This is a genomic window from Kocuria arenosa (assembly GCF_042879215.1).
GTDB classification, from domain to species: domain Bacteria; phylum Actinomycetota; class Actinomycetes; order Actinomycetales; family Micrococcaceae; genus Kocuria; species Kocuria arenosa.
In genome coordinates this window covers 286,774-304,856 of the sequence record NZ_JBHZTA010000003.1, presented here as the reverse complement: position 1 = coordinate 304,856, position 18,083 = coordinate 286,774, and the positions used below count along the sequence as shown (strand labels likewise).

Annotated in this window: 15 protein-coding genes and 1 pseudogene; 9 read left to right on the top strand and 7 right to left on the bottom strand. The window is 72.6% G+C overall.

The window, feature by feature from the left end; translation table 11 throughout:
- Positions 1 to 208 precede the first annotated feature (208 nt).
- From ACFYE3_RS07400 to ACFYE3_RS07385, 4 genes are all read left to right on the top strand, one after another.
- Entirely contained in the window at positions 209 to 568 is a 360-nt protein-coding gene (locus ACFYE3_RS07400) for a universal stress protein (RefSeq protein WP_387607546.1), read from the top strand.
- A gap of 3 nt (positions 569 to 571) precedes the next feature.
- Positions 572 to 1,840, top strand: a complete 1,269-nt coding sequence (locus ACFYE3_RS07395; RefSeq protein WP_387607544.1) for an MFS transporter — start codon at positions 572 to 574, stop codon at positions 1,838 to 1,840.
- Positions 1,841 to 1,993: 153 nt separating this feature from the next.
- Positions 1,994 to 3,235 carry a heparan-alpha-glucosaminide N-acetyltransferase domain-containing protein gene (locus ACFYE3_RS07390; RefSeq protein ID WP_387607542.1) on the top strand — a complete coding sequence of 414 codons (1,242 nt, stop codon included), beginning with the start codon at positions 1,994 to 1,996 and terminating at the stop codon, positions 3,233 to 3,235.
- Between the two features lie 234 nt (positions 3,236 to 3,469).
- Positions 3,470 to 5,101 (top strand): peptide chain release factor 3, encoded by a 1,632-nt coding sequence (locus ACFYE3_RS07385; RefSeq protein WP_387607540.1) that lies wholly within the window; start codon positions 3,470 to 3,472, stop codon positions 5,099 to 5,101.
- 179 nt (positions 5,102 to 5,280) lie between these two features.
- Here ACFYE3_RS07385 and ACFYE3_RS07380 read toward each other — a convergent pair whose 3' ends face one another.
- Positions 5,281 to 6,504: a glycosyltransferase 87 family protein gene (locus tag ACFYE3_RS07380; protein WP_387607539.1), complete on the bottom strand. Its 1,224-nt coding sequence runs from the start codon at positions 6,502 to 6,504 to the stop codon at positions 5,281 to 5,283.
- Positions 6,505 to 6,568: 64 nt separating this feature from the next.
- Positions 6,569 to 7,876 carry a glycosyltransferase 87 family protein gene (locus tag ACFYE3_RS07375; RefSeq protein WP_387607536.1) on the bottom strand — a complete coding sequence of 436 codons (1,308 nt, stop codon included), beginning with the start codon at positions 7,874 to 7,876 and terminating at the stop codon, positions 6,569 to 6,571.
- Between the two features lie 284 nt (positions 7,877 to 8,160).
- Between ACFYE3_RS07375 and mptB the strand changes: the two genes are divergently transcribed.
- Complete coding sequence (mptB, locus tag ACFYE3_RS07370) at positions 8,161 to 9,741, top strand: polyprenol phosphomannose-dependent alpha 1,6 mannosyltransferase MptB (protein WP_387607534.1); 1,581 nt, start codon at positions 8,161 to 8,163, stop codon at positions 9,739 to 9,741.
- A gap of 18 nt (positions 9,742 to 9,759) precedes the next feature.
- On the opposite strand, the gene ACFYE3_RS07365 is transcribed toward mptB, so the two are convergent.
- Both ACFYE3_RS07365 and ACFYE3_RS07360 read right to left on the bottom strand, forming a co-directional pair.
- Positions 9,760 to 11,313 carry a sensor histidine kinase gene (locus tag ACFYE3_RS07365; protein WP_387607531.1) on the bottom strand — a complete coding sequence of 518 codons (1,554 nt, stop codon included), beginning with the start codon at positions 11,311 to 11,313 and terminating at the stop codon, positions 9,760 to 9,762.
- Positions 11,313 to 12,062 (bottom strand): response regulator transcription factor, encoded by a 750-nt coding sequence (locus ACFYE3_RS07360; protein WP_387607529.1) that lies wholly within the window; start codon positions 12,060 to 12,062, stop codon positions 11,313 to 11,315. Before ACFYE3_RS07360 ends, ACFYE3_RS07365 begins: the two co-directional genes overlap by 1 nt.
- Before the next feature lie 217 nt (positions 12,063 to 12,279).
- Between ACFYE3_RS07360 and ACFYE3_RS07355 the strand changes: the two genes are divergently transcribed.
- A complete protein-coding gene (locus tag ACFYE3_RS07355) occupies positions 12,280 to 12,684 on the top strand; it encodes a hypothetical protein (protein ID WP_387607527.1) in 405 nt (134 codons plus the stop codon).
- 108 nt (positions 12,685 to 12,792) lie between these two features.
- Here the strand turns inward: ACFYE3_RS07355 and ACFYE3_RS07350 are convergent, their stop codons facing one another.
- The gene (locus ACFYE3_RS07350; protein WP_387607525.1) at positions 12,793 to 13,215 is read right to left on the bottom strand and encodes a hypothetical protein; all 423 of its coding nucleotides are present in this window, start codon (positions 13,213 to 13,215) and stop codon (positions 12,793 to 12,795) included.
- Positions 13,216 to 13,359: 144 nt separating this feature from the next.
- Here ACFYE3_RS07350 and ACFYE3_RS07345 point away from each other — a divergent pair, with 144 nt between their 5' ends.
- The gene (locus ACFYE3_RS07345; RefSeq protein ID WP_387607524.1) at positions 13,360 to 13,767 is read left to right on the top strand and encodes a hypothetical protein; all 408 of its coding nucleotides are present in this window, start codon (positions 13,360 to 13,362) and stop codon (positions 13,765 to 13,767) included.
- A 147-nt stretch (positions 13,768 to 13,914) separates the two neighbouring features.
- On the opposite strand, the gene ACFYE3_RS07340 is transcribed toward ACFYE3_RS07345, so the two are convergent.
- Positions 13,915 to 15,132: an MFS transporter gene (locus ACFYE3_RS07340; RefSeq protein ID WP_387806091.1), complete on the bottom strand. Its 1,218-nt coding sequence runs from the start codon at positions 15,130 to 15,132 to the stop codon at positions 13,915 to 13,917.
- Positions 15,133 to 15,383: 251 nt separating this feature from the next.
- On the bottom strand, positions 15,384 to 16,562 hold the full coding sequence (locus tag ACFYE3_RS07335; protein ID WP_387607519.1) for an acyl-CoA dehydrogenase family protein: 1,179 nt from the start codon (positions 16,560 to 16,562) through the stop codon (positions 15,384 to 15,386).
- Positions 16,563 to 16,835: 273 nt separating this feature from the next.
- Here ACFYE3_RS07335 and ACFYE3_RS07330 point away from each other — a divergent pair, with 273 nt between their 5' ends.
- On the top strand, positions 16,836 to 17,705 hold the full coding sequence (locus ACFYE3_RS07330) for a hypothetical protein (RefSeq protein ID WP_387607517.1): 870 nt from the start codon (positions 16,836 to 16,838) through the stop codon (positions 17,703 to 17,705).
- Between the two features lie 227 nt (positions 17,706 to 17,932).
- Positions 17,933 to 18,061: pseudogene (locus ACFYE3_RS07325) on the top strand (hypothetical protein); the annotation flags it as partial.
- Positions 18,062 to 18,083 lie beyond the last annotated feature (22 nt).

Here is an 18,083-nt window from a genome sequence, read left to right as displayed (position 1 = left end):
TACGGGTGCATGGCTCCGTCCGAGCCGCTCCCCCGACGATAAGTGATCCGGATCACGCGGCCGGCGTTGTTGGGCCTTTCGTGCGTAGTGATCGTTGTGCTGGTTCTGCGCATTCTGCTCACGCCGGAAGAGATGCTCCTCACACGTTCGGCCGTAGGGTGGACTTCGTTTTGTTCCCCGATTTTCCCATCCCACCGCGGAGGCTCCCATGACCGTCGTCGTTGCCCGAACCAACACCCCCGAGGGCGAGGCCGCGCTCGCGGCCGCGGTCGAGGAGGCCGGACGCCGCCAGGAGGACCTGTTGGTCTTCAACCTCGGGGGCGCCCAGCTCGACCCCGAGACCGGGGAGATCGACGGCGTGCCCGTCACATTCCGCACCCCCGACACCCGCAACCGGGACGCCGTGGGGGAGCTTCTCGACGCCGCGGAGCAGGTGGACGCCTCCGCCGTGGTGATCGGCGTGAAGCACCGCAGCCCCGTGGGCAAGCTGCTGCTGGGCAGCGCCGCCCAGCAGATCCTCCTCGAGGCCAACGCCCCGGTGATCGCGGTCAAGCCCCGGCGCTCCTGAGGCATGGCCCGGGGAGTTCGGGCTGCTCGGCCCGGGGCGTGGCTCTGGTTCCTGGTGGTCAGCGCCGCCCTGACGCAGACCGCCCTGAACCTGGTGCGGCCCGTCACCACCTACAAGCTGCTGGCACTGGACGCCGACTCCGTGACGGTCGGCCTGGTGACGGCCGCCTATGCCGTGATTCCGCTGGTCACGGCCATGTCGCTGGGCCGGATGACCGACCGCGTCCGGGAGCTCAGGACCATGGTGCTCCTGGGCGCCCTGGTCCTCGCGCTCGGCTCGGTGGCGCTGAGCGTCGCGCCCAACGTGGCACTGGTCGCCGTGGCGAGCGCCCTGCTGGGCATGGGGCACCTGGTGTTCACGATCGCCGGGCAGGCGGCCATCGCCCGCCACGCCCCGGACGACCAGCTGGACCAGGGCTTCGGCTGGTTCACCGCGGCCTTCTCGGTGGGACAGCTCGCCGGACCCCTGCTGGCGGGTGCGCTGCTGGGCTCCGGCAGCACGGTCGACTCCCCCGAACGGCTCGCCGACATCGACCTGGCGTTCTGGATCGGCGCCGTCCTGTCCTTCCTGGCGGTGCCCGTGCTGCTCGTGCGTGCCCGGTCGGCGCGGTCCGGCCGTGCCCGCCCCCGGAACGACGACGACGCCGCTGCCGCGGAGCAGGCCGTTCCCGCCACCGGTGAGCTCGAGGTGGTCCCGGGAACGTCGCCGCGGGCGTCGATGCTGCGGATCCTCCGGGTCCCCGGCATCCCGTCCCACATGCTGGCGTCCCTGGCCCTGCTGGCGATGCTCGACATCCTCACCGCGTTCCTGCCGCTGGTGGGGGAGCGGGCCGGGGTCTCCCCGGCGTGGATCGGCGTCCTGCTGGCCGTGCGCGGCGGCGCCTCGATCCTCTCGCGCGTCCTGCTGCCGTGGCTCGCGCACCGGATGTCCCGGCGGTCCCTGCTGCTGATCAGCCTCTACGGCGCCGGGTGCACCCTGGCCGTGCCGCCGGCCGTCATCACGGTGCCCTGGCTCGCCGCGGTGCTCCTCTTCGTGGGCGGGTTCTGCCTGGGCCTGGGGCAGCCGATCACCATGACGCTGGTGTCCACCGCCGTGCCCTCCTCGTGGCGGGGATCGGCGCTCGCCGTGCGCCTGGTCGGCAACCGGGTGGGCCAGGTCGCCATGCCCCTGCTGGCCGGCCTGGTGGCCGCGCCGCTCGGCCCGGCCGGGGCGATCTGGTCCACGTGCGCGGTGCTGCTGGTCAGCGGGCTGGAGAAGACCCTGCGGCGCTAGCCGGGCGCGCGGAACCTCTTCGACAGTCCCGGCACAGGATCGCCACAAGGACGGCACAATCCGGCCTGGTCAGCTGGAGGACGAGAAGGACCGAGAGGTCCGGGCCGGCGGACGGGAGCCCGTCGGCACGTCCGACAGAAGGAACCCGCCGCCATGGTCAACGTCCACCACCCTGCCCCCGGTGCACGGTCAGCAGAGGAGGGCCCGGCCCTGCCGCTGGTCCGGAGGCGCCGGCTCGTGGGGGTCGACGCCGCCCGGGGCCTCGCCCTGGTCGGGATGATGTCGATCCACATCCTCCCCGCCTGGAACCCCGAGACCTACGGGCCCACTCTTCAGTGGGAGCTGTTCGCGGGCCGCGCCGCGGCCCTGTTCGCGCTGCTCGCCGGGGTGGGCCTGGCCTTCTCCTCCGGCGGGCACGCCCCGCACCGGGGCCGGACGATGACCGCCGACCGGGTGGGACTGCTCGTCCGGGCCGTGCTGATCACCGTGGTGGGGCTGCTGATCAACCAGGTCATGCCGGGGGATCCGCCCGCGTACGACATCCTCGTCCACTACGGCATGTTCTTCCTGCTGGCCATCCCCTTCCTGCACCTGCCGGTGCGGGCGCTGTTCGGCCTCGCCGCCGCGGCCGCCGTGGCGGGGCCCGTACTGGTGCAGGTGCTCCGCGGGGTGCTGCCCGCGCTCGAGGTGTACAACCCGACCTTCTCCGACGTGCTCGCCGAGCCGGGGACCGTCCTGGCCCAGGTCCTGTTCACGGGCACCTATCCGGCGGTCCCGTACCTGGCCTACCTGCTCGCCGGGATGGCCATCGGCCGGCTGAACCTGCGGGCCGTTCGGGTCCAGGGCCGGCTGCTCTGGGCGGGGCTCGCCCTGGCCGTGGGCGCGTGGCTGGTCTACTGGGTGCTGATCCTCCGGTCCGGGGGCTACGACCAGCTCATGAGCTCCGCCCCGTGGCTGAGCGAGGACCAGATCGACGAGATCATCGTCTGGGGACCGGACCCGGTGCTGCCCGACACCTCCTGGTGGTGGCTGCTGATCCCCGGCCCGCACACCAACACCCCGGTGGCGATCTTTCAGGATCTCGGCTCCGGGGCCGCCGTGCTGGGTCTCTTCCTCCTCGTGGCCCGCCGGGCCGGTGCCTGGCTGCTGCCGCTGAGCGCGATGGGGTCGATGACCCTGACGCTCTACTCGGCGCACCTGCTGGCCCTGGCCGCCATGCTCCACTACGAGGTGCCGCTGCTGTGGTTCCTCATCCACGTGGCGGTCGCGGCGCTGTTCGCGGTGGCCTGGCACCGCTCCTTCGGGCGGGGCCCGCTGGAGCGGGTCATGGCGCGGGCCGCCGGCGCCGGCCGCGGCCTGGTCCTGAGGGCCGGTGGGCACCCGGAGGACCGGTGAGCTGGAACCGTTGCTCTCGTCAGGCGTGGGCAACCGCTCGGGGGTGCAGCCGACCGGTTCCATGACCCGCAGCGTGGTGGGCGCCGGCAGCAGCGCTCGGGGGCAGCGGCCGCCGAGGGGCCTCGGCCACCGGGACCAGGACCGCTCCGGAGGGCGGCGCGGTGGTGCGGGACGTGTCAGGATGGTGCATCACGCGTCGAAAGAACACCGTGACGTCAGAGTAGATTCAGAGCCATGGCTGTCCACCACCCAGAACGCTCGCCGGCAGAGACGACCGGCCAGGATACGGCCGTCCAGGTGCGCCGGGAGGCGTCCCGGCGGCGGACGTTCGCAGTGATCTCGCACCCGGACGCGGGCAAGTCCACGCTGACCGAAGCTCTGGCCCTGCACGCGCACGTCATCGCCGAGGCCGGGGCCACGCACGGGAAGGCCAGCCGGAAGGCGACCGTCTCGGACTGGTTGCAGATGGAGCAGGAGCGGGGCATCTCGATCAGCTCGGCCGCTCTGCAGTTCACCTACCGGGACACCGTGTTCAACCTGCTCGACACTCCCGGCCACGCCGACTTCTCCGAGGACACCTACCGGGTGCTGGCCGCGGTGGACTGCGCGGTGATGCTGATCGACGCGGCCAAGGGTCTGGAGACCCAGACCCTGAAGCTCTTCGACGTGTGCCGGCGACGGGGCCTGCCGGTGATCACCGTGATCAACAAGTGGGACCGGCCGGGCAAGGACGCCCTGGAGCTGATGGACGAGGTCCAGGAGCGCACCGGGCGGGTGCCGGTGCCCCTGACCTGGCCGGTGGGACTGTCCGGGGACTTCCGGGGCACCCTGGATCCGCACAGCCGCGCCTACACCCGGTACCGGAGGGTGGCCTCCGGTGCCTCCCTGGCCGAGGTGGACGTCTTCTCCGCCGAAGAGGCCGCGGCGTCGGAGGGTGCGGTGTGGACGGAGGCGACGGAGACCGCGGCCCTGGTGGCCGAGAGCAACGGTGAGTTCGAGCGGGACGCCTTTCTCTCGGCGGAGTCCACCCCGGTACTGTTCGCCGCCGCCGCCCTGAACTTCGGTGTGGCCGCCCTGCTCGACGTCCTGGTCGACCTCGCGCCCCCGGCCGGCGCCCGGGTGGACGCCGACGGTGCCCCGCGCCCGGTGGACGCGCCGTTCTCCGGGTTCGTGTTCAAGCTGCAGGCAGGGATGGATCGCGCCCACCGGGACCACGTGGCGTTCCTGCGGGTGTGCTCCGGTGTGTTCCACCGCGGGATGGTCCTCACCCACGCGGCCACCGGCAAGCCCTTCGCCACCAAGTACGCCCACCACGTGTTCGGCCGCGACCGGGAGACCATCGAGACGGCGTTCCCCGGGGACGTGGTGGGCCTGGTCAACGCCTCGGCGCTGCGGGCCGGGGACAGCGTGTACGTGGGCACGCCGGTGACCTTCCCGCCCATCCCGCACTTTTCCCCCGAGCACTTCCAGGTGGCCCGGGCCGTGGACGCCGGGCGGGCCAAGCAGTTCCGCCGCGGGATCACCCAGCTCGAGCACGAGGGAGTGATCCAGGTGCTGCGCTCCGAGGCCCGCGGAGACCAGGCCCCGGTGCTGGCGGCCGTGGGGCCGATGCAGTTCGAGGTCGTCGCCGACCGGATGGACCGGGAGTTCGGCGCCCAGGTCCGGCTGGAGCCCCTGACCTACACCCTCGCCCGGCGGGTCGTCGCCCCGGACCCCGAGGTCCTCAACCGGATCCCCGGGACCGAGGTCCTCCGGCGGGCCGACGGCGAACCGATCGCGGTGTTCAGCGACAAGTGGAAGCTCGGCCGCGTGGCCACCCACGCCCCCGAGGTTGCCCTGGAACCGATCGGCGGGGACCTCGACTGAGCACTTCCGGCTCCGTACCGCCGACGAGCAGCCTGCCCGGCGCCCCGCTGGGGACCGTCGCCGTCACCCTCATCGCGGTCGTCGCCGCGGTCGTCGGGCCCGCGGTCGGGGACCAGGGCGAGCTGCCCGACGCGCTGCCCACCCTGGTCCTCCCGAAGGTGCCCCTCACACGTCGCGGTTCAGGTGGTGGCCAGCTGTGCGGGGCGGGGAGGCACGCGGTGGAGCTGGGCCACGCGCTGCACGGACCACCACAGCAGGACCACGAGCAGCACGTTGCGCGTGGTCAGAACGGCCGCCATCACCGGGTGCGCGTGGATGAGCGGGGTGTAGAACAGCGGATAGATCACGAACGTGGTGACCGCGATGCCCATCAGCAGCGCCGCCGGCGTCCGCCACCGCTGCCAGTCGTGCACCAGTCCCGCTACGACGACCGGGGCGAGCCAGATCATGAACTGCGGGGAGCCCACCTTGTTGAACACGATGAAGATCGTGGTCATCATCAGCGCCCCCTCGTAGAAGAGCTCCTCCCGCTCGGCCCCGCGCCGCAGCGCCCGGACCAGCAGGACCGCCCCCACGAGCACGGCGAGCACGAGCAGCGGCTGCATGAGGAACGCGACGACCTCGGTGCCGGGGCCGTAGACCTCCGTGGAGTTGATGGCCACGTTGTCGGCCATCCGCGCCCCGGCCACGTCGAAGACGCTCAGCCACACCCACGGGGTGGAGAACGTGGCCTCCAGCTGCATGCCGCGCTCTCCCTGGTTGACCAGGAAGTCCGCGATCCGCGGGAGGCCGCCCGACAGGTACGTCCCCAGTACCACCGCGGCGGTGACAGCGACCCCGGCGGCCACCACCTGGAGGCGCTGCCGGCAGGCGATGAACAGGGCGAACAGGACGGCCGCCGGCCACACCTTGATCCACGTCGCGATGCTCAGCAGCACGGAGCCGAGCACGGGACGCTCGGACGCGTAGAGCAGGCCCACGAGCACGATCGGGGCCGCGATGCCCTCGACCCGGGCGAAGCTCAGATAGCCCAGGAAGACCGTGAAGAACAGCCACCACCATGCCGGGGCGACACCCTGCTCACCCCGCCGGCCACGCGTGAGGCAGACCAGGCCCACGGCGTTGAGCACGGTGATGATCAGCGTCCACACCAGCAGGTAGGGACCGTGACCGGCGATCCCGGCCAGGAGGATCGGGATCTGCGCCAGCACGGGGTACACCCACGGGCTGATCTCGCCCTCGCGATCGCCCGGGTCGTACCCGGCCATGGCCCACGTGCGGTACTGCTCGGTGTCGCTGAAGGCGTCGCCGTGGATGACGAAGGACATCATCCAGCCCAGGAAGTAGAGGTGGACGACGGCGAAACCCCACCACACGCTGGACGGACGGGAGAACCAGGCCACGGCGCGGGCGGGCAGGACGGCGTCGCGGCCCCCGGCCAGCCGGTCGAAGAAGGCGGCGGAGATCTCAGACCTCCTTCGCGGCGAGCGCGGTGGCGGGGCGCCGGGTGCCCAGCTGGTACAGGCGGCCCGACGACCACCCCAGCAACAGCACCAGCAGGGCGTTGCGCAGGGTCAGCACCAGGGCCATCAGCGGATTGTTGTGGCTGAGTTCGTAGTAGAACAACGGGTAGACGAAGAACGTTGCCACGGCGATGGCGATCAGCATGGCCGCCGGCACCCGCCACGCCTTCCAGTGGTGGGTCAGTCCCACGGCCACGGCCGGAGCCAGCCACACCATGAACTGCGGGGAGCCGACCTTGTTGAACACGATGAAGGCGGTGACCATGGTCAGCGATCCGGCCAGCAGCAGCTCCGTGCGATCGGTGTCCCCGGACCGCTCGCCGTTGCGGAGGGCCCGCGCGATCAGGAAGGTGACCACCGCGGCGGCCAGCACCAGCAGCGGCTGCATCAGCACGGCCATCGTCGCCGTGCCGGGACCGTCGACCTGCATGGAGTTGATCTCCGTGTTCATGTACATCTGGGACCCGCCCACTCCCAGCACGGACGACCACAGCCACGGGGTGGTGAACGTGGCCTCCAGCTGCATGCCCCGGTCCCCCTGCTGAGTGAGGAAGTCGAAGAGCCTCGGGAGCGCGCCCATGGCGGCGGCGATCCCGGCCGCGGCCGCGCTGACCAGCAGGCCCGCGACGACGACCGCCACCCGTCGGCGCGTCACGGTGACGAGGGCAAGCACGACCGCTGCTGGCCAGACCTTCATCCAGGTCGCGATGCTGAGCAGGACCGAGGCGGCGACCGGGTGCGCCACGCCGTAGACCAGCGCGATGAGCACCAGGGGGGCCGTGAGCCCGTCGACGCGGGCGAAGCCCAGCCACCCCATCAGGAAGAGGAAGCCCAGCCACCACCACGCGGCCGGGAAGGCGTGCCGGTCGCGTCCCCAGTCCGTCAGCTTCCCCACGGCCCAGCCGTTGAGCACGGTGATCATGAGGACCCACAGGAAGAAGAACGGTCCCGGGCCGGCCATGCCGGCCACCGCGATGGGCACCAGCGCCAGCACCGGATAGACCCACGGGCTGGGCTCCGGACCCAGGTTCTGCTCGTCGAAGCCGGCCCGGGCCCACTCGCGGTAGATGTAGGTGTCGCTGAAGGCGCCGCCGGACAGGGACACGACGAGGGCGAACACCAGGAACACCAGGTGCACCGCGATGAAGCCGGCGAGCAGTCCGCGCGGAGATCTCGACCAGGCCGGCCACCGCCGGTTCGCGAGGCGGTTGCGGAACCGCGTGAGCATGCTGAAGGTCGTGTCCGTGGACATGGGGCAATCCTCGTCAAGGGGGTGGGGTCGCAGGGACGCAGGTCCGCTGCCCCACCATGGTACGTGCCCGGGTACGGTCCGCCCGGAACCGCGCGTCATCATCCGCCCCGGCATCCGCCCAGGAGCCCGCCCCCGCGGCGGTTCCTGCTCCGGGCCCAGGATCCCGGCGACGCCTCACGACGCCGAGGCGGCGAGGTGGCATCATGGCTGAAAAGACGCTCCTGGAGAGCGTTCTGCACACCTGTCCGCCCAGCAGTGACTCACGTAGGGGATCAGCGCACGTCATGACGGCAGGGGGTTCGCATCTGGAGGCGCCGCAGGGCCGCGGGGACCAGGCTGCCGCCGCCGTACCGTTCCCCCGGGACACGCCCGCGCCCCACCCGCACCCCCGAGCGCACATCGCCGTCCTGCAGGGGTTCATCGGCTCCCTGATGATGCTCGTCGGATCGGTCGGCACCGGGTGGATCGCCAACGGCTCACCCATGGTCCGCCATCCGCTGGTCATCGCGCTGCGGGTCGAGGGCTGGGGCGTCTACACCTGCACGGTGCTGCTGACCCTGGGCGCCATGCTGCTGGTGCGCTCCTGGCTCCGGCTCGGCCAGAGACTCCAGGGCTGGCCGGCGGGCGCCCAGCGCTCCGTGGTGCTGGCCGTGTGCGCCTGGTCGCTGCCCCTGCTGTTCGCCGTGCCCATCTTCTCCCGCGACGTGTACGCCTACATCGGGCAGGGCCGCCTGATGCTGGCCGACCAGAACCCGTACACGACCGGTATCTCCGTCCTGGAGAACTGGTTCATGCTGGGAGCGGATCCCGTCTGGGCCGAGGCCCGGACACCGTACGGGCCGTACTTCCTGTGGCTGGCGCGTGGGATCGTGGGCCTCACGGGCGCGCAACCGGACCTCTCCGTCCTGCTCTTCCGGATCCTGGCCTGCGCCGGTGTCCTCCTCTGCGTCGTGTACGTGCCCAAGCTCGCGCGGCTGCACGGGATCGACCCGGCCCGGGCGCTGTGGATCGCGGTGGCCAATCCGCTGTTCCTCATCAGCTTCGTGGCCAGCGCGCACAACGACGCGCTGATGCTCGGGCTGGCCGTGGCGGGCACGTACTTCGCGGCCACGGGCCGCCCCGTCACCGGTGTCCTGCTGGTGACCGCGTCCATCGGCATCAAGCCGATCACGATCCTGCTGCTGCCGTTCATCGGGCTCCTGTGGGCCGGGCCGAGAGCGTCCTGGAGGCGGAAGTTCACCCTCTGGGCGGCCACGGCGGCCATCAGCTTCGGAGTGCTGGTGCTCAGCGGCCTCCCCTATCAGCTGGGCCTCGGGTGGACGTGGGCGATCGTGGACTCCACTCCCGGATACACCGGGTACTCACCCTCGGGGTTCCTGGGCCAGCAGGTCCAGCACCTCGCGAGCGCGGTGGGACTGCCGGGCGCGGCGATGGCCTCGATGCTGCGTGCCGTCCTGCAGTACGCCGCCATCGGCCTGGTCCTGCTCCTGATGTTCCGCGGCGACGACCACCGCGTGGTCCGCAGGCTCGGTCTGGCCTTTGCCGCCGTGGTGCTGCTCTCCCCGATCATCCAGCCCTGGTACATCCTCTGGTTCCTCCCCTTCCTCGCCGTGACCGGGATCAGGGACAACTGGCAGATCCGCACCCTGTACGTCGTGATCACCTTCTTCGTGATCTTCGGCGCTCAGGACCAGCTCTCCGTGTGGCCCTTCATCGAGCTGCCGGTCAACGCCTCGACGATCGCGTTCGTCACCTCCCTGCTGTTCACCGCCTACCTGATGCTCCTGGATCCCCACACCCGCCACCTGCTCGTCCACGGCGGCCCGGCGGGCTGGCTCGGCCGCCGCCGTCGTCGTCGGAGCTGAAGCGCACGCGGCCGTCGATCACCGTGGGGGAGCGGGCACCGATCCGTCAGTGCCCAGCGGGAGCCGGACGGTGAAGCGCGTGCGGCCCGGGCGGGACTCCACGTCCACCGTGCCGCCGTGCGCCTGCACCACCGAGCGGACGATCGACAGGCCCAGCCCGGTGCTGCCCTCCCGGCTCTGCCGGGAGCTGTCCAGGCGGCTGAAGCGCTCGAAGAGCCTGGCCTGGAACTCCCGCGGGATGCCCGGGCCCGCGTCCAGGACGGAGGCCTCCGCCCAGCCGTCCCGGGTGGCCCGCACGGCCGCGGTCACCGCGGTGCCGGGCGGGGTGTGCTTGCGGGCGTTGGAGAGCAGGTTGGCCAGCACCTGGTGGAGCTGGGCGACGTCCGCGCGCACGGGCACCGGCTCCTCCGGCACGTCCAGGGCCCAGCCGTGGTCGGGGCCCGCGGCCGAGGCGTCGGTGAGGGCCTCGAGCACGAGCTCGCCGAGGTCCGCGTCCCGCAGCTCCGGGGGGCGGCCCTCGTCCAGGCGGGCCAGCAGCAGCAGGTCCTCGACCAGGGCGGTCATCCGCAGCGTCTGCTGCTCGACCCGGGCCAGGGAGGCGCGGCCGGTGTCGGTCAGGGGCTCGGTGAGCTGCAGCATGTCCGTGTAGCCGCGCACAGCCGCCAGGGGAGTGCGCAGCTCGTGGGAGGCGTCCGCCACGAACTCTCGCAGCCGGGTCTCGGAGTGCTGGCGCGCGGCCAGGGCCGAGTCGACGTTGTCGAGCAGGGAGTTCAGGGCGTGGCCGACCTCCCCGACCTCGGTGCCGGGCCGGGCGAGCTCGGCGGGCACGTGTTGGCCGGCCAGGGAGACCTCCCCGGAGGCCAGCGGCAGACGGGCGACGTCGGAGGCCGCGGCCGAGACCTGTTCCAGCGGCCGCAGGGCACGACGCACGACGACGGTCCCGGCCACCGCCGTGGTCACCAGCGCGAGCAGGCTGCCCACGGTCATCGTGGTCACGAGCTCCGCCACGGTGTCGTCGACCGACGCCGTGGGCAGCCCGGTCACCAGCACCCGGCTCCCGCTGCGCGCGTTCCGGGCGACCGACTCGACCCGGTACTCGCCCACGGACAGGGCCACGTCCGAGAGCCGGCCCTGCTCCGTGCCCGTGGAGCGCCGACGGTCCCCGAAGCCTCGCTCGTCCGGGCTCTCGGCCTCGAAGGCGCCCGCCTCCTGCAGGGCGGCGACGTCCTCCTCGGGGAGCGGCGCGGGCTCCCCGGACCCGGTGCGGTAGGACGCCGTGACCACCTCGTCCTCCTGCAGCACGGCCACCAGGACGCCCACCGGCTGGCCGGGGGCGTCGAGCGGGTCCCGCTCCAGGGCCGGGTCCCCCCGGGTGAAGGTCAGCGCCCGCCCGGTGGCCTGCCGCAACGATCCGTCGAGCCGCTCGACGAGGTCCTGACGGGTGAGCTCCACGATCGTGGCGCCCAGCACGAGGAGGACCACCGCCAGGAGGACGACCACTCCGGCGATGAGCCGGATGGCCAGGCGCAGGCGGCGCCGGGACGGCGGCGGGGTCCGCGGGCCGTGCGGCATCAGGACGCGGGCTTGATGACGTACCCGGCCCCGCGCACGGTGTGGATCATGGGGGCGCGGCCGGCGTCGATCCGCTTGCGGAGGTAGGAGATGTAGAGCTCCACGATGTTGGCCTGGCCCGAGAAGTCGTAGTGCCACACGTTGTCCAGGATCTGGGCCTTGGACAGGACCCGGCGCGGGTTCTCCATCAGGTAGCGCAGCAGCTCGAACTGGGTGGTGGTCAGCTCGATCGGCTCCCCGGTCCGGGTGACCTCGCGGCTGTCGATGTTCAGGACCAGGTCCCCGACCACCAGGGTGGCGCTGTCCTGCGCGGCGGCCCCGGAGCGCTGCACGAGCCGGTGCAGCCGGATGAGCACCTCCTCGATCGAGAAGGGCTTCGTCACGTAGTCGTCCCCACCCGAGGCCAGGCCCTCGATCCGGTCCTGCACCGTGTCCTTGGCCGTGAGGAACAGCACCGGCACCTCGGGATAGGACTGGCGGATCCGGGCCAGGACCTCCAGGCCGTCCAGGCCGGGCAGCATCCGGTCCAGGACCAGCACGTCGGGAGCGAAGTCGCGCGCCTGGGCGACGGCGTCGAAGCCCTCGTGGGAGATCCGGGCCTCCCACCCGCACATGCCCGTGCCCATGGCCACGAGGTCGGCGAGGGCCGGCTCGTCGTCCACGACCAGCACCCGGATCGGCGAGCCGTCCGGGTGGGTCAGGCGGGGCAGGACCTCGGTGAGGACGGAGAAGCTGGAGGAGTAGGACATGGGAGCTCCCGGTTCCGGGCGGACATAACACTGCCACTGTTGCCCACCAGATTAGGCGCACGTCCTGTGGAACCTGTGCGCAGCCTGTGCCGTGGTGCCAGGGTTCTCAGGGACACCGGGACCGTCGGCACAGCTGGGGCACAGACTCCGGACGGACAGTGGAACCACTCGAACCACTCGGACCAGCCACCCACCCACCGGACACCCAGGAGCGGACATGCGCCCCATCACCATCACCGACGCCGTCGAGGCCGCCGCCCGCGCCCAGTACGAGCGGGCCTCCCACCCCGGGGCTCCCCGGTGGGAGGACTGCGCCGAGACCGACCGCGCCGTCTACCGCCATGCGGTGCGACCCCACGTCGAAGCGGCCGCCCCGTTCATCGCCGCGCGGTCCCTGCAGGACGCCGCCACCGCCTTCGCCACCACCCGCCCCAGCGAGGCCGCCCGGCGCAGCCTCGAGTACCCGGTGGTGGAGCTGCAGGCCATGGCCTACCGGCACACGGCGGCCCAGCGCCCCCTTGCGGTCCCGTCGTCGTCGGTCACCGCCCCCGCCGCCGCGCCGCGCCGGGCGCGCGCCGTCCTGGACGCGCTCCGCCCGTCGAGGCGCCCGGAGACCGTGTAGGCACCGGAAGGCCGTGCCGCCGGCCCCTCCGCGGCGCTGTGCGCGCCCCTCCGGCGCCGGGCCACGGGTCAGGGCCCCTCGAGCGGCTGGTGACCGCCCTGGTGCGGGTCACCCGCCGGAGCGTGCTGTCCCCGGTGCGCCGCCCGGGCCGAGGGAGGCCCGTTGGGGCATGAACAGCAGGACGGCGAAGATCGCCGGCCAGAGGAGGAAGAGGCCCAGCACCGGTTCCACGGGCTGCGGCAGGCGCCCGCCCAGGACCAGCAGCCCGATCAGCCCGGGCGGCACGAGGAACAGCCCGAACACCACGCGGTCACCCGTGGGCCGCAGCCGCCGGCGGACGGTGCCCGCCAGCAGGAGCAGCCCCAGCGCCGTGATGAGCACCCCCGAGACGGCGTTGGTCCACGCGAGCTCCCCGTACGCCGCGATCTCCCGGGCCGTGGGCCACCCGAGGGCGGTCGCGAGCACGCCCACCGCCGCGACGGTCGCGCAGAGCGCGATGCCCCGCCGCCGTGCGCGCTCGGAAGCCTCCATGTCCGTCCGCCTCCACGGGTCCGACTGCAGATGTCGGTCCAGTATGGGACACCGTGCCCGGGGCACCGCCTCCGACGGCGCCGTCCCCGAGCGTGCCGTGGCGCGCCGACGGCCCCGCCGAGCACGCGGGTAGGCTCTCGCCCCATGACTCTCCGCTCGACCGGCCGGCGGTTCCCGTCCGGCGCCTCCCTCTATCCGCTGGCCGCGGTGGCCATGCTCGGGGCGCTGCTCGTGGTCCTGCTCGACCTCGTCTACGTGGCGTTCCGTAGCCGCGGTGACCCTGACACGGCGTGCGCCGACTCCGTGCCGCGGAGCGCGGAGCTCCTTCCCGGGGAGCAGGCCGTCGGCCACCGCACGTGGTGGCCTCCCTCGGTGGTGTGCGAGCACCCCTCCCTCGATCCCAACGCTGCCGTGGTCCACTCGCTCACGCCGGGGTCCCAGCTCGTCTTCTGGGCCGCGGTCGTGGTCTTCGCCGCGGGGCTCCTGACCGTCGGCGCGGTCTGCCTCGGTCCCTCCCGCGGGCCGCGGCGCCCGGTGGACACCGAGGCCTGACCGAGGGGCCCCGCGGCCCGGTCCGCGTCAGCGGTCGTGGTCCTGGGCCGTCGTCCGCCGTGCGGTGGGCAGGTGCGGAAGGCGCCGCCCCCGCACGGGCCGGTCCCTCGTGGCACGGAGCTGCCCGGCCGTGTTCGAGGGGTGGGTCTACCGGGCCTCGACCGCGGCGTGCCGGCGCCGCTGCGCCGCGTAGCCCAGGATGAGCAGGCCGGCCACGGCCAGGCCGACGCCCACCCAGGCGGGGGAGCGGTAGCCCCAGCCGGCGGAGATCACGATCCCGCCGAGGAAGGCGCCCATGGCGTTGGCCAGGTTGAACGCCGCGTGGTTCATGGCGGCGGTCAGGGACGGGGCGTCCTTGGCCTCGCGCAGCAGGCGCACCTGCAGCGAGGTCGTGAAGATCGAGCCCATGATGCCGATCCACAGCGCCCCCAGGACGGCCGCGACGGGCACGTGGACGAACAGCGCGAAGAACGCCAGGGCCACGCCGGACACGGCGCCGGCGCCGAGAGCGGTGCGCTCGATCGAACGGTCGATGAGCGGGCCGGCCAGCAGCGAGCCCACGGTCATGCCCACACCGAAGACGGCCAGCACCCACGGCACGGTGCCGATGTCGAGGCCGGTCAGCTCGGTCAGGGTCGGGGAGATGTAGGTGTAGACCGCGAACATGCCGCCGAAGCCGACGGATCCGGCCAGCAGCGTCAGGGCCACCTGGGGCCGGGCCAGGGCGCGGACCTCCTGGGCCGCCGAGGCCATGCCCTCGCTGCGGGTGCGCGGCACCCAGAGGGCCAGGGCCCCGATGGTCAGAGCGCCCAGGAGCACCACCAGGAGATAGGCGGAGCGCCAGCCGAGGGCCCCGCCCAGGGCCGCGGCGAACGGCACGCCCACGATGTTGGCGATGGTCAGGCCCAGCATCACCCGGGCCACCGCGGTGCCGCGCCGCTCGCGGGCCACCAGGGAGGAGGCCACCACCGCGGCGACCCCGAAGTAGGCGCCGTGGGGCAGGCCGGCGAGGAACCGGGCGACGTAGAGCCACTCGAGGGAGGGTGCGGCGGCCGACAGCCCGTTGCCCACCACGAACGTGAGCATCAGCGCCAGCAGCAGGGTCTTGCGCTCCACCCGGGCGGCGAGGGACGTGATGAGCGGCGCGCCGACCACCACGCCCAGGGCATAGAGCGAGATGGACTGGCCCACGGCGGGGATGGAGGCGTCGAAGTCCTCGGCGATGAACGGCAGCAGGCCCATCGAGGCGAACTCGGTGGTGCCCACCCCGAAGCCGCCCATCGCCAGGGCGAAGATGGCGAGGCGGGTGCCGGTGGGGCCGGGGGCGTTGACCACCTGGAGCAGGGCGGTGCGGGGTGCGGGCACGGCGGGTCCTTCCGGGGAGGGCGCAGGGACGGGGAACGAGCACGTCGTCGAGCCCGAGCGAAAGGGGAGGGGTAGCTTTCGATGCTACGCGCGTTCGCCCCGGTCTCCCATGCCTCCCGGTGTGATCTTCGTCCGGTCCGTCGGCGCCGGCGGGTGCCCCCGGCGTCGCCCCCTGACCCGCAGGGGCCCGGCCGACCACGTCGTGGCATGGTCCGGCCGGGCCCCCTGCGGCTCGAGCGGCTGGTCCGTGCTCAGCGGAAGGCGGAGTGCCCGGTCAGCTGCTGGCCCAGGATGAGGGTGTGCACCTCGTCGGTGCCCTCGTAGGTGCGCACCGACTCCAGGTTGTTGGCGTGGCGCAGCGGCGAGTGCTCGAGGGTGACCCCGTTGCCGCCGAGCATGGTGCGCGCCTCCCGGCACACCTCGATCGCGATCCGGCAGTTGTTGAGCTTGCCCACCGAGATCATGTGGTTCTCCAGACGGCCCTCGTCCTTGAGCCGCCCGATGCGCAGCGCCAGCAGCTGCCCCTTCTGGATCTCCAGGGCCATGTTCACCAGCTTCGCCTGCGAGAGCTGACAGGCCGCGAGCGGCCTGTCGAACTGGATGCGCTGCTGCGAGTAGGCCAGCGCGGCGTCGAAACTGTCCCGGGCGGCGCCCAGGGCGCCCCACACGATCCCGTAGCGCGCCTCGTTGAGGCACGAGAACGGTCCCCGCAGACCGGCGTGGTGCGGCAGGAGGGCGTCGGCGGGGAGCCGGACGTCCTCGAGGACGATGTCGCACTGGATGGAGGCGCGCAGGGACAGCTTCGGCTCGATCGGCGTGGCCGTGAACCCGGGGGTGTCCGTGGGCACGAGAAAGCCGCGGACGCGCTCCTGCCCGCTCTCGTCGACGGCCTTGGCCCAGATCACGGCCACCTGGGCGATCGAGGCGAGACCGATCCAGCGCTTGGCGCCGTCGAGGACCCACTCGTCGCCGTCGCGCACCGCGGTGGTCGCCATGGTCGAGGGGTCCGAACCGGCGGTGGGCTCCGTGAGACCGAAGCAGCCGATGATATCGCCGGCGGCCATGCCGGGCAGCCAGCGCTGCTTCTGCTCCTCGGAGCCGTGCTTGGCGATCGCGGACATCGCCAGCGAGCCCTGCACGGAGACGAACGTGCGCAGACCGGAGTCCCCGGCCTCGAGCTCCTGCATCGCGATGCCGTACTGCACCGCGGACTTCCCGGCGCACCCGTAGCCCTGGAGGTGCATGCCGAGCAGTCCCAGCTGCGCCATCTCGGGAACGATCTCCTGCGGGAAGACGGCGTCGGCGAACCACCCGGCGATGTTCGGCCGGATCCGCCGGTCCACGAACTCGCGGACCGCGTCCCGGGTCTCGAGCTCCTCGGCGCTGAGGTCTGCTTCGACGTCGAGCAGGTCGGTCGCGGCGGCGTTCATGGGTCCTCCTGGGGATCGGGGTGCTCGGATGCCTCTGACGAGGATGCCGCATCCGTGACCCGGACCACACGGTCCGGCGGATCTTCGGGCTCGAGGCAGCAGGGGAGCGTTTTCGTCGCAATTGTCATTTGTGGGGCTTGCGGGCCCGTCCGTGGCATGCTTCGTCTCGTTATGAGGATCGTCATGCTCCGGTAACACGACGTGCCCGATGCAGTAACACGCACTTCCTACTGTCGGAGCAGTACCGCTCGCCCCGCCCCCAAGGAGCAGCCCATGACCGAGCACGCCGGACCAGGACCCGCGCCCGTGGTGCCGCACGCCCGGCGGCCGGACCTCCGGGTGGTGGGCGGCACCGCCGTCGGGCCCGCCCGCACCGAGCCCACCTCCACCGAGGCCGCCCCCGACGAGGCCGCACGGGCCCGTGCCGCGGCCGCGCGGGCCGCCCACCCCTCGTCCGGCCTGGGCGTGCCAGGGTTCCAGCGCCCGCAGCCGGTCGCGAGTCCGGGACCGGACGACCGTCCGGCGCCCCGGGCCGAGGTCCCCGCGGCGCCCCCGGAGGAGCAGCAGTCAGAGCCGCAGCCCGACGTCACCGCTCTCGACGGGCTGGGCCCGCACGTGGTCACGGGCCCGGTGCTCCTGCCGGCGGCCCGGTCCGGCGACGCGCTCAAGGTCGAGGTGCTCGACGTCGTGGACCCCGGCGCGTCCGACGGTCCTCTCGAGACCGGGTGCACCGCCTACCTGCCGGTCCGCGCGGACGGCGCCGTCTTCTGCCCCCGGGAGCTCCACAGGGCACTGGGGGCGGCCGGACAGCCCCTGCGCGGCACCTTCCGGGTGACCGTGTGCCGGACCGGCGCCCGGGACGTGCCCGCCGTGGCGCACCGGCAGCCGTTCGCCGAGACCGACGAGCACTGGATCGTCGTCGGACGCTCGGGGACGGACGACGTCGACGAGCGGACGTTCTGCCTGACCGCGGCCATGCAGCGGGCCGTGCGCGCCGGGGTGGACTTCCTGGCGCGGGACCGCGGCATGGACCGGCCCATCGCCCACGCCTATCTCTCCAGCGCCGCGGAGTTCGCCGTCACCCGGCTGGAGGACAGCTCCGCGGGCGCCCACGGCCGGATCCGCAAGGCGGACTTCCGCTGAGCATCCCCTTCGCAAGGGGTTCTTGAGAGGTCGGTCCGATTGATGTGCATTCGTAATCGTCATATTTCGCATGAGATAGGCCAGACCCCCCGGTAACCCCCTACTGTGGGTGACGCAGGTCACGCGGGCGTCCGTGCGCGGTCCCGACAACGAGGTCGGGCTGTCGCCGCCGGTAGCACCACGGCCGGGGCGCCCGGTGACCTGTCCAATCCCCGCTGCGGCCGTTCATGGGCATGACGGGCGTCGCCCACCACCAGGGCTCCGGGCCCACCGACGACCTGATCAATTCGCTCCCGCCGACACTGGGCGGCGGCAACATCGACATCCGCCACCTCGGCGTCGACTCCACCTTCTATCTGCCCGTGCCGACGGACGGCG

What these genes read in the sequence shown, in the direction of transcription:
- ACFYE3_RS07385 (WP_387607540.1), top strand. Translation starts at nt 3,470, where the DNA reads ATGGCTGTCCACCACCCAGAACGCTCGCCGGCAGAGACGACCGGCCAG.
- ACFYE3_RS07390 (WP_387607542.1), top strand. Translation starts at nt 1,994, where the DNA reads ATGGTCAACGTCCACCACCCTGCCCCCGGTGCACGGTCAGCAGAGGAG.
- ACFYE3_RS07355 (WP_387607527.1), top strand. Translation starts at nt 12,280, where the DNA reads ATGCGCCCCATCACCATCACCGACGCCGTCGAGGCCGCCGCCCGCGCC.
- ACFYE3_RS07330 (WP_387607517.1), top strand. Translation starts at nt 16,836, where the DNA reads ATGACCGAGCACGCCGGACCAGGACCCGCGCCCGTGGTGCCGCACGCC.
- mptB (WP_387607534.1), top strand. Translation starts at nt 8,161, where the DNA reads ATGACGGCAGGGGGTTCGCATCTGGAGGCGCCGCAGGGCCGCGGGGAC.
- ACFYE3_RS07395 (WP_387607544.1), top strand. Translation starts at nt 572, where the DNA reads ATGGCCCGGGGAGTTCGGGCTGCTCGGCCCGGGGCGTGGCTCTGGTTC.
- ACFYE3_RS07350 (WP_387607525.1), bottom strand. Translation starts at nt 13,215, where the DNA reads ATGGAGGCTTCCGAGCGCGCACGGCGGCGGGGCATCGCGCTCTGCGCG.
- ACFYE3_RS07345 (WP_387607524.1), top strand. Translation starts at nt 13,360, where the DNA reads ATGACTCTCCGCTCGACCGGCCGGCGGTTCCCGTCCGGCGCCTCCCTC.
- ACFYE3_RS07375 (WP_387607536.1), bottom strand. Translation starts at nt 7,876, where the DNA reads ATGTCCACGGACACGACCTTCAGCATGCTCACGCGGTTCCGCAACCGC.
- ACFYE3_RS07365 (WP_387607531.1), bottom strand. Translation starts at nt 11,313, where the DNA reads ATGCCGCACGGCCCGCGGACCCCGCCGCCGTCCCGGCGCCGCCTGCGC.
- ACFYE3_RS07360 (WP_387607529.1), bottom strand. Translation starts at nt 12,062, where the DNA reads ATGTCCTACTCCTCCAGCTTCTCCGTCCTCACCGAGGTCCTGCCCCGC.
- ACFYE3_RS07335 (WP_387607519.1), bottom strand. Translation starts at nt 16,562, where the DNA reads ATGAACGCCGCCGCGACCGACCTGCTCGACGTCGAAGCAGACCTCAGC.
- ACFYE3_RS07400 (WP_387607546.1), top strand. Translation starts at nt 209, where the DNA reads ATGACCGTCGTCGTTGCCCGAACCAACACCCCCGAGGGCGAGGCCGCG.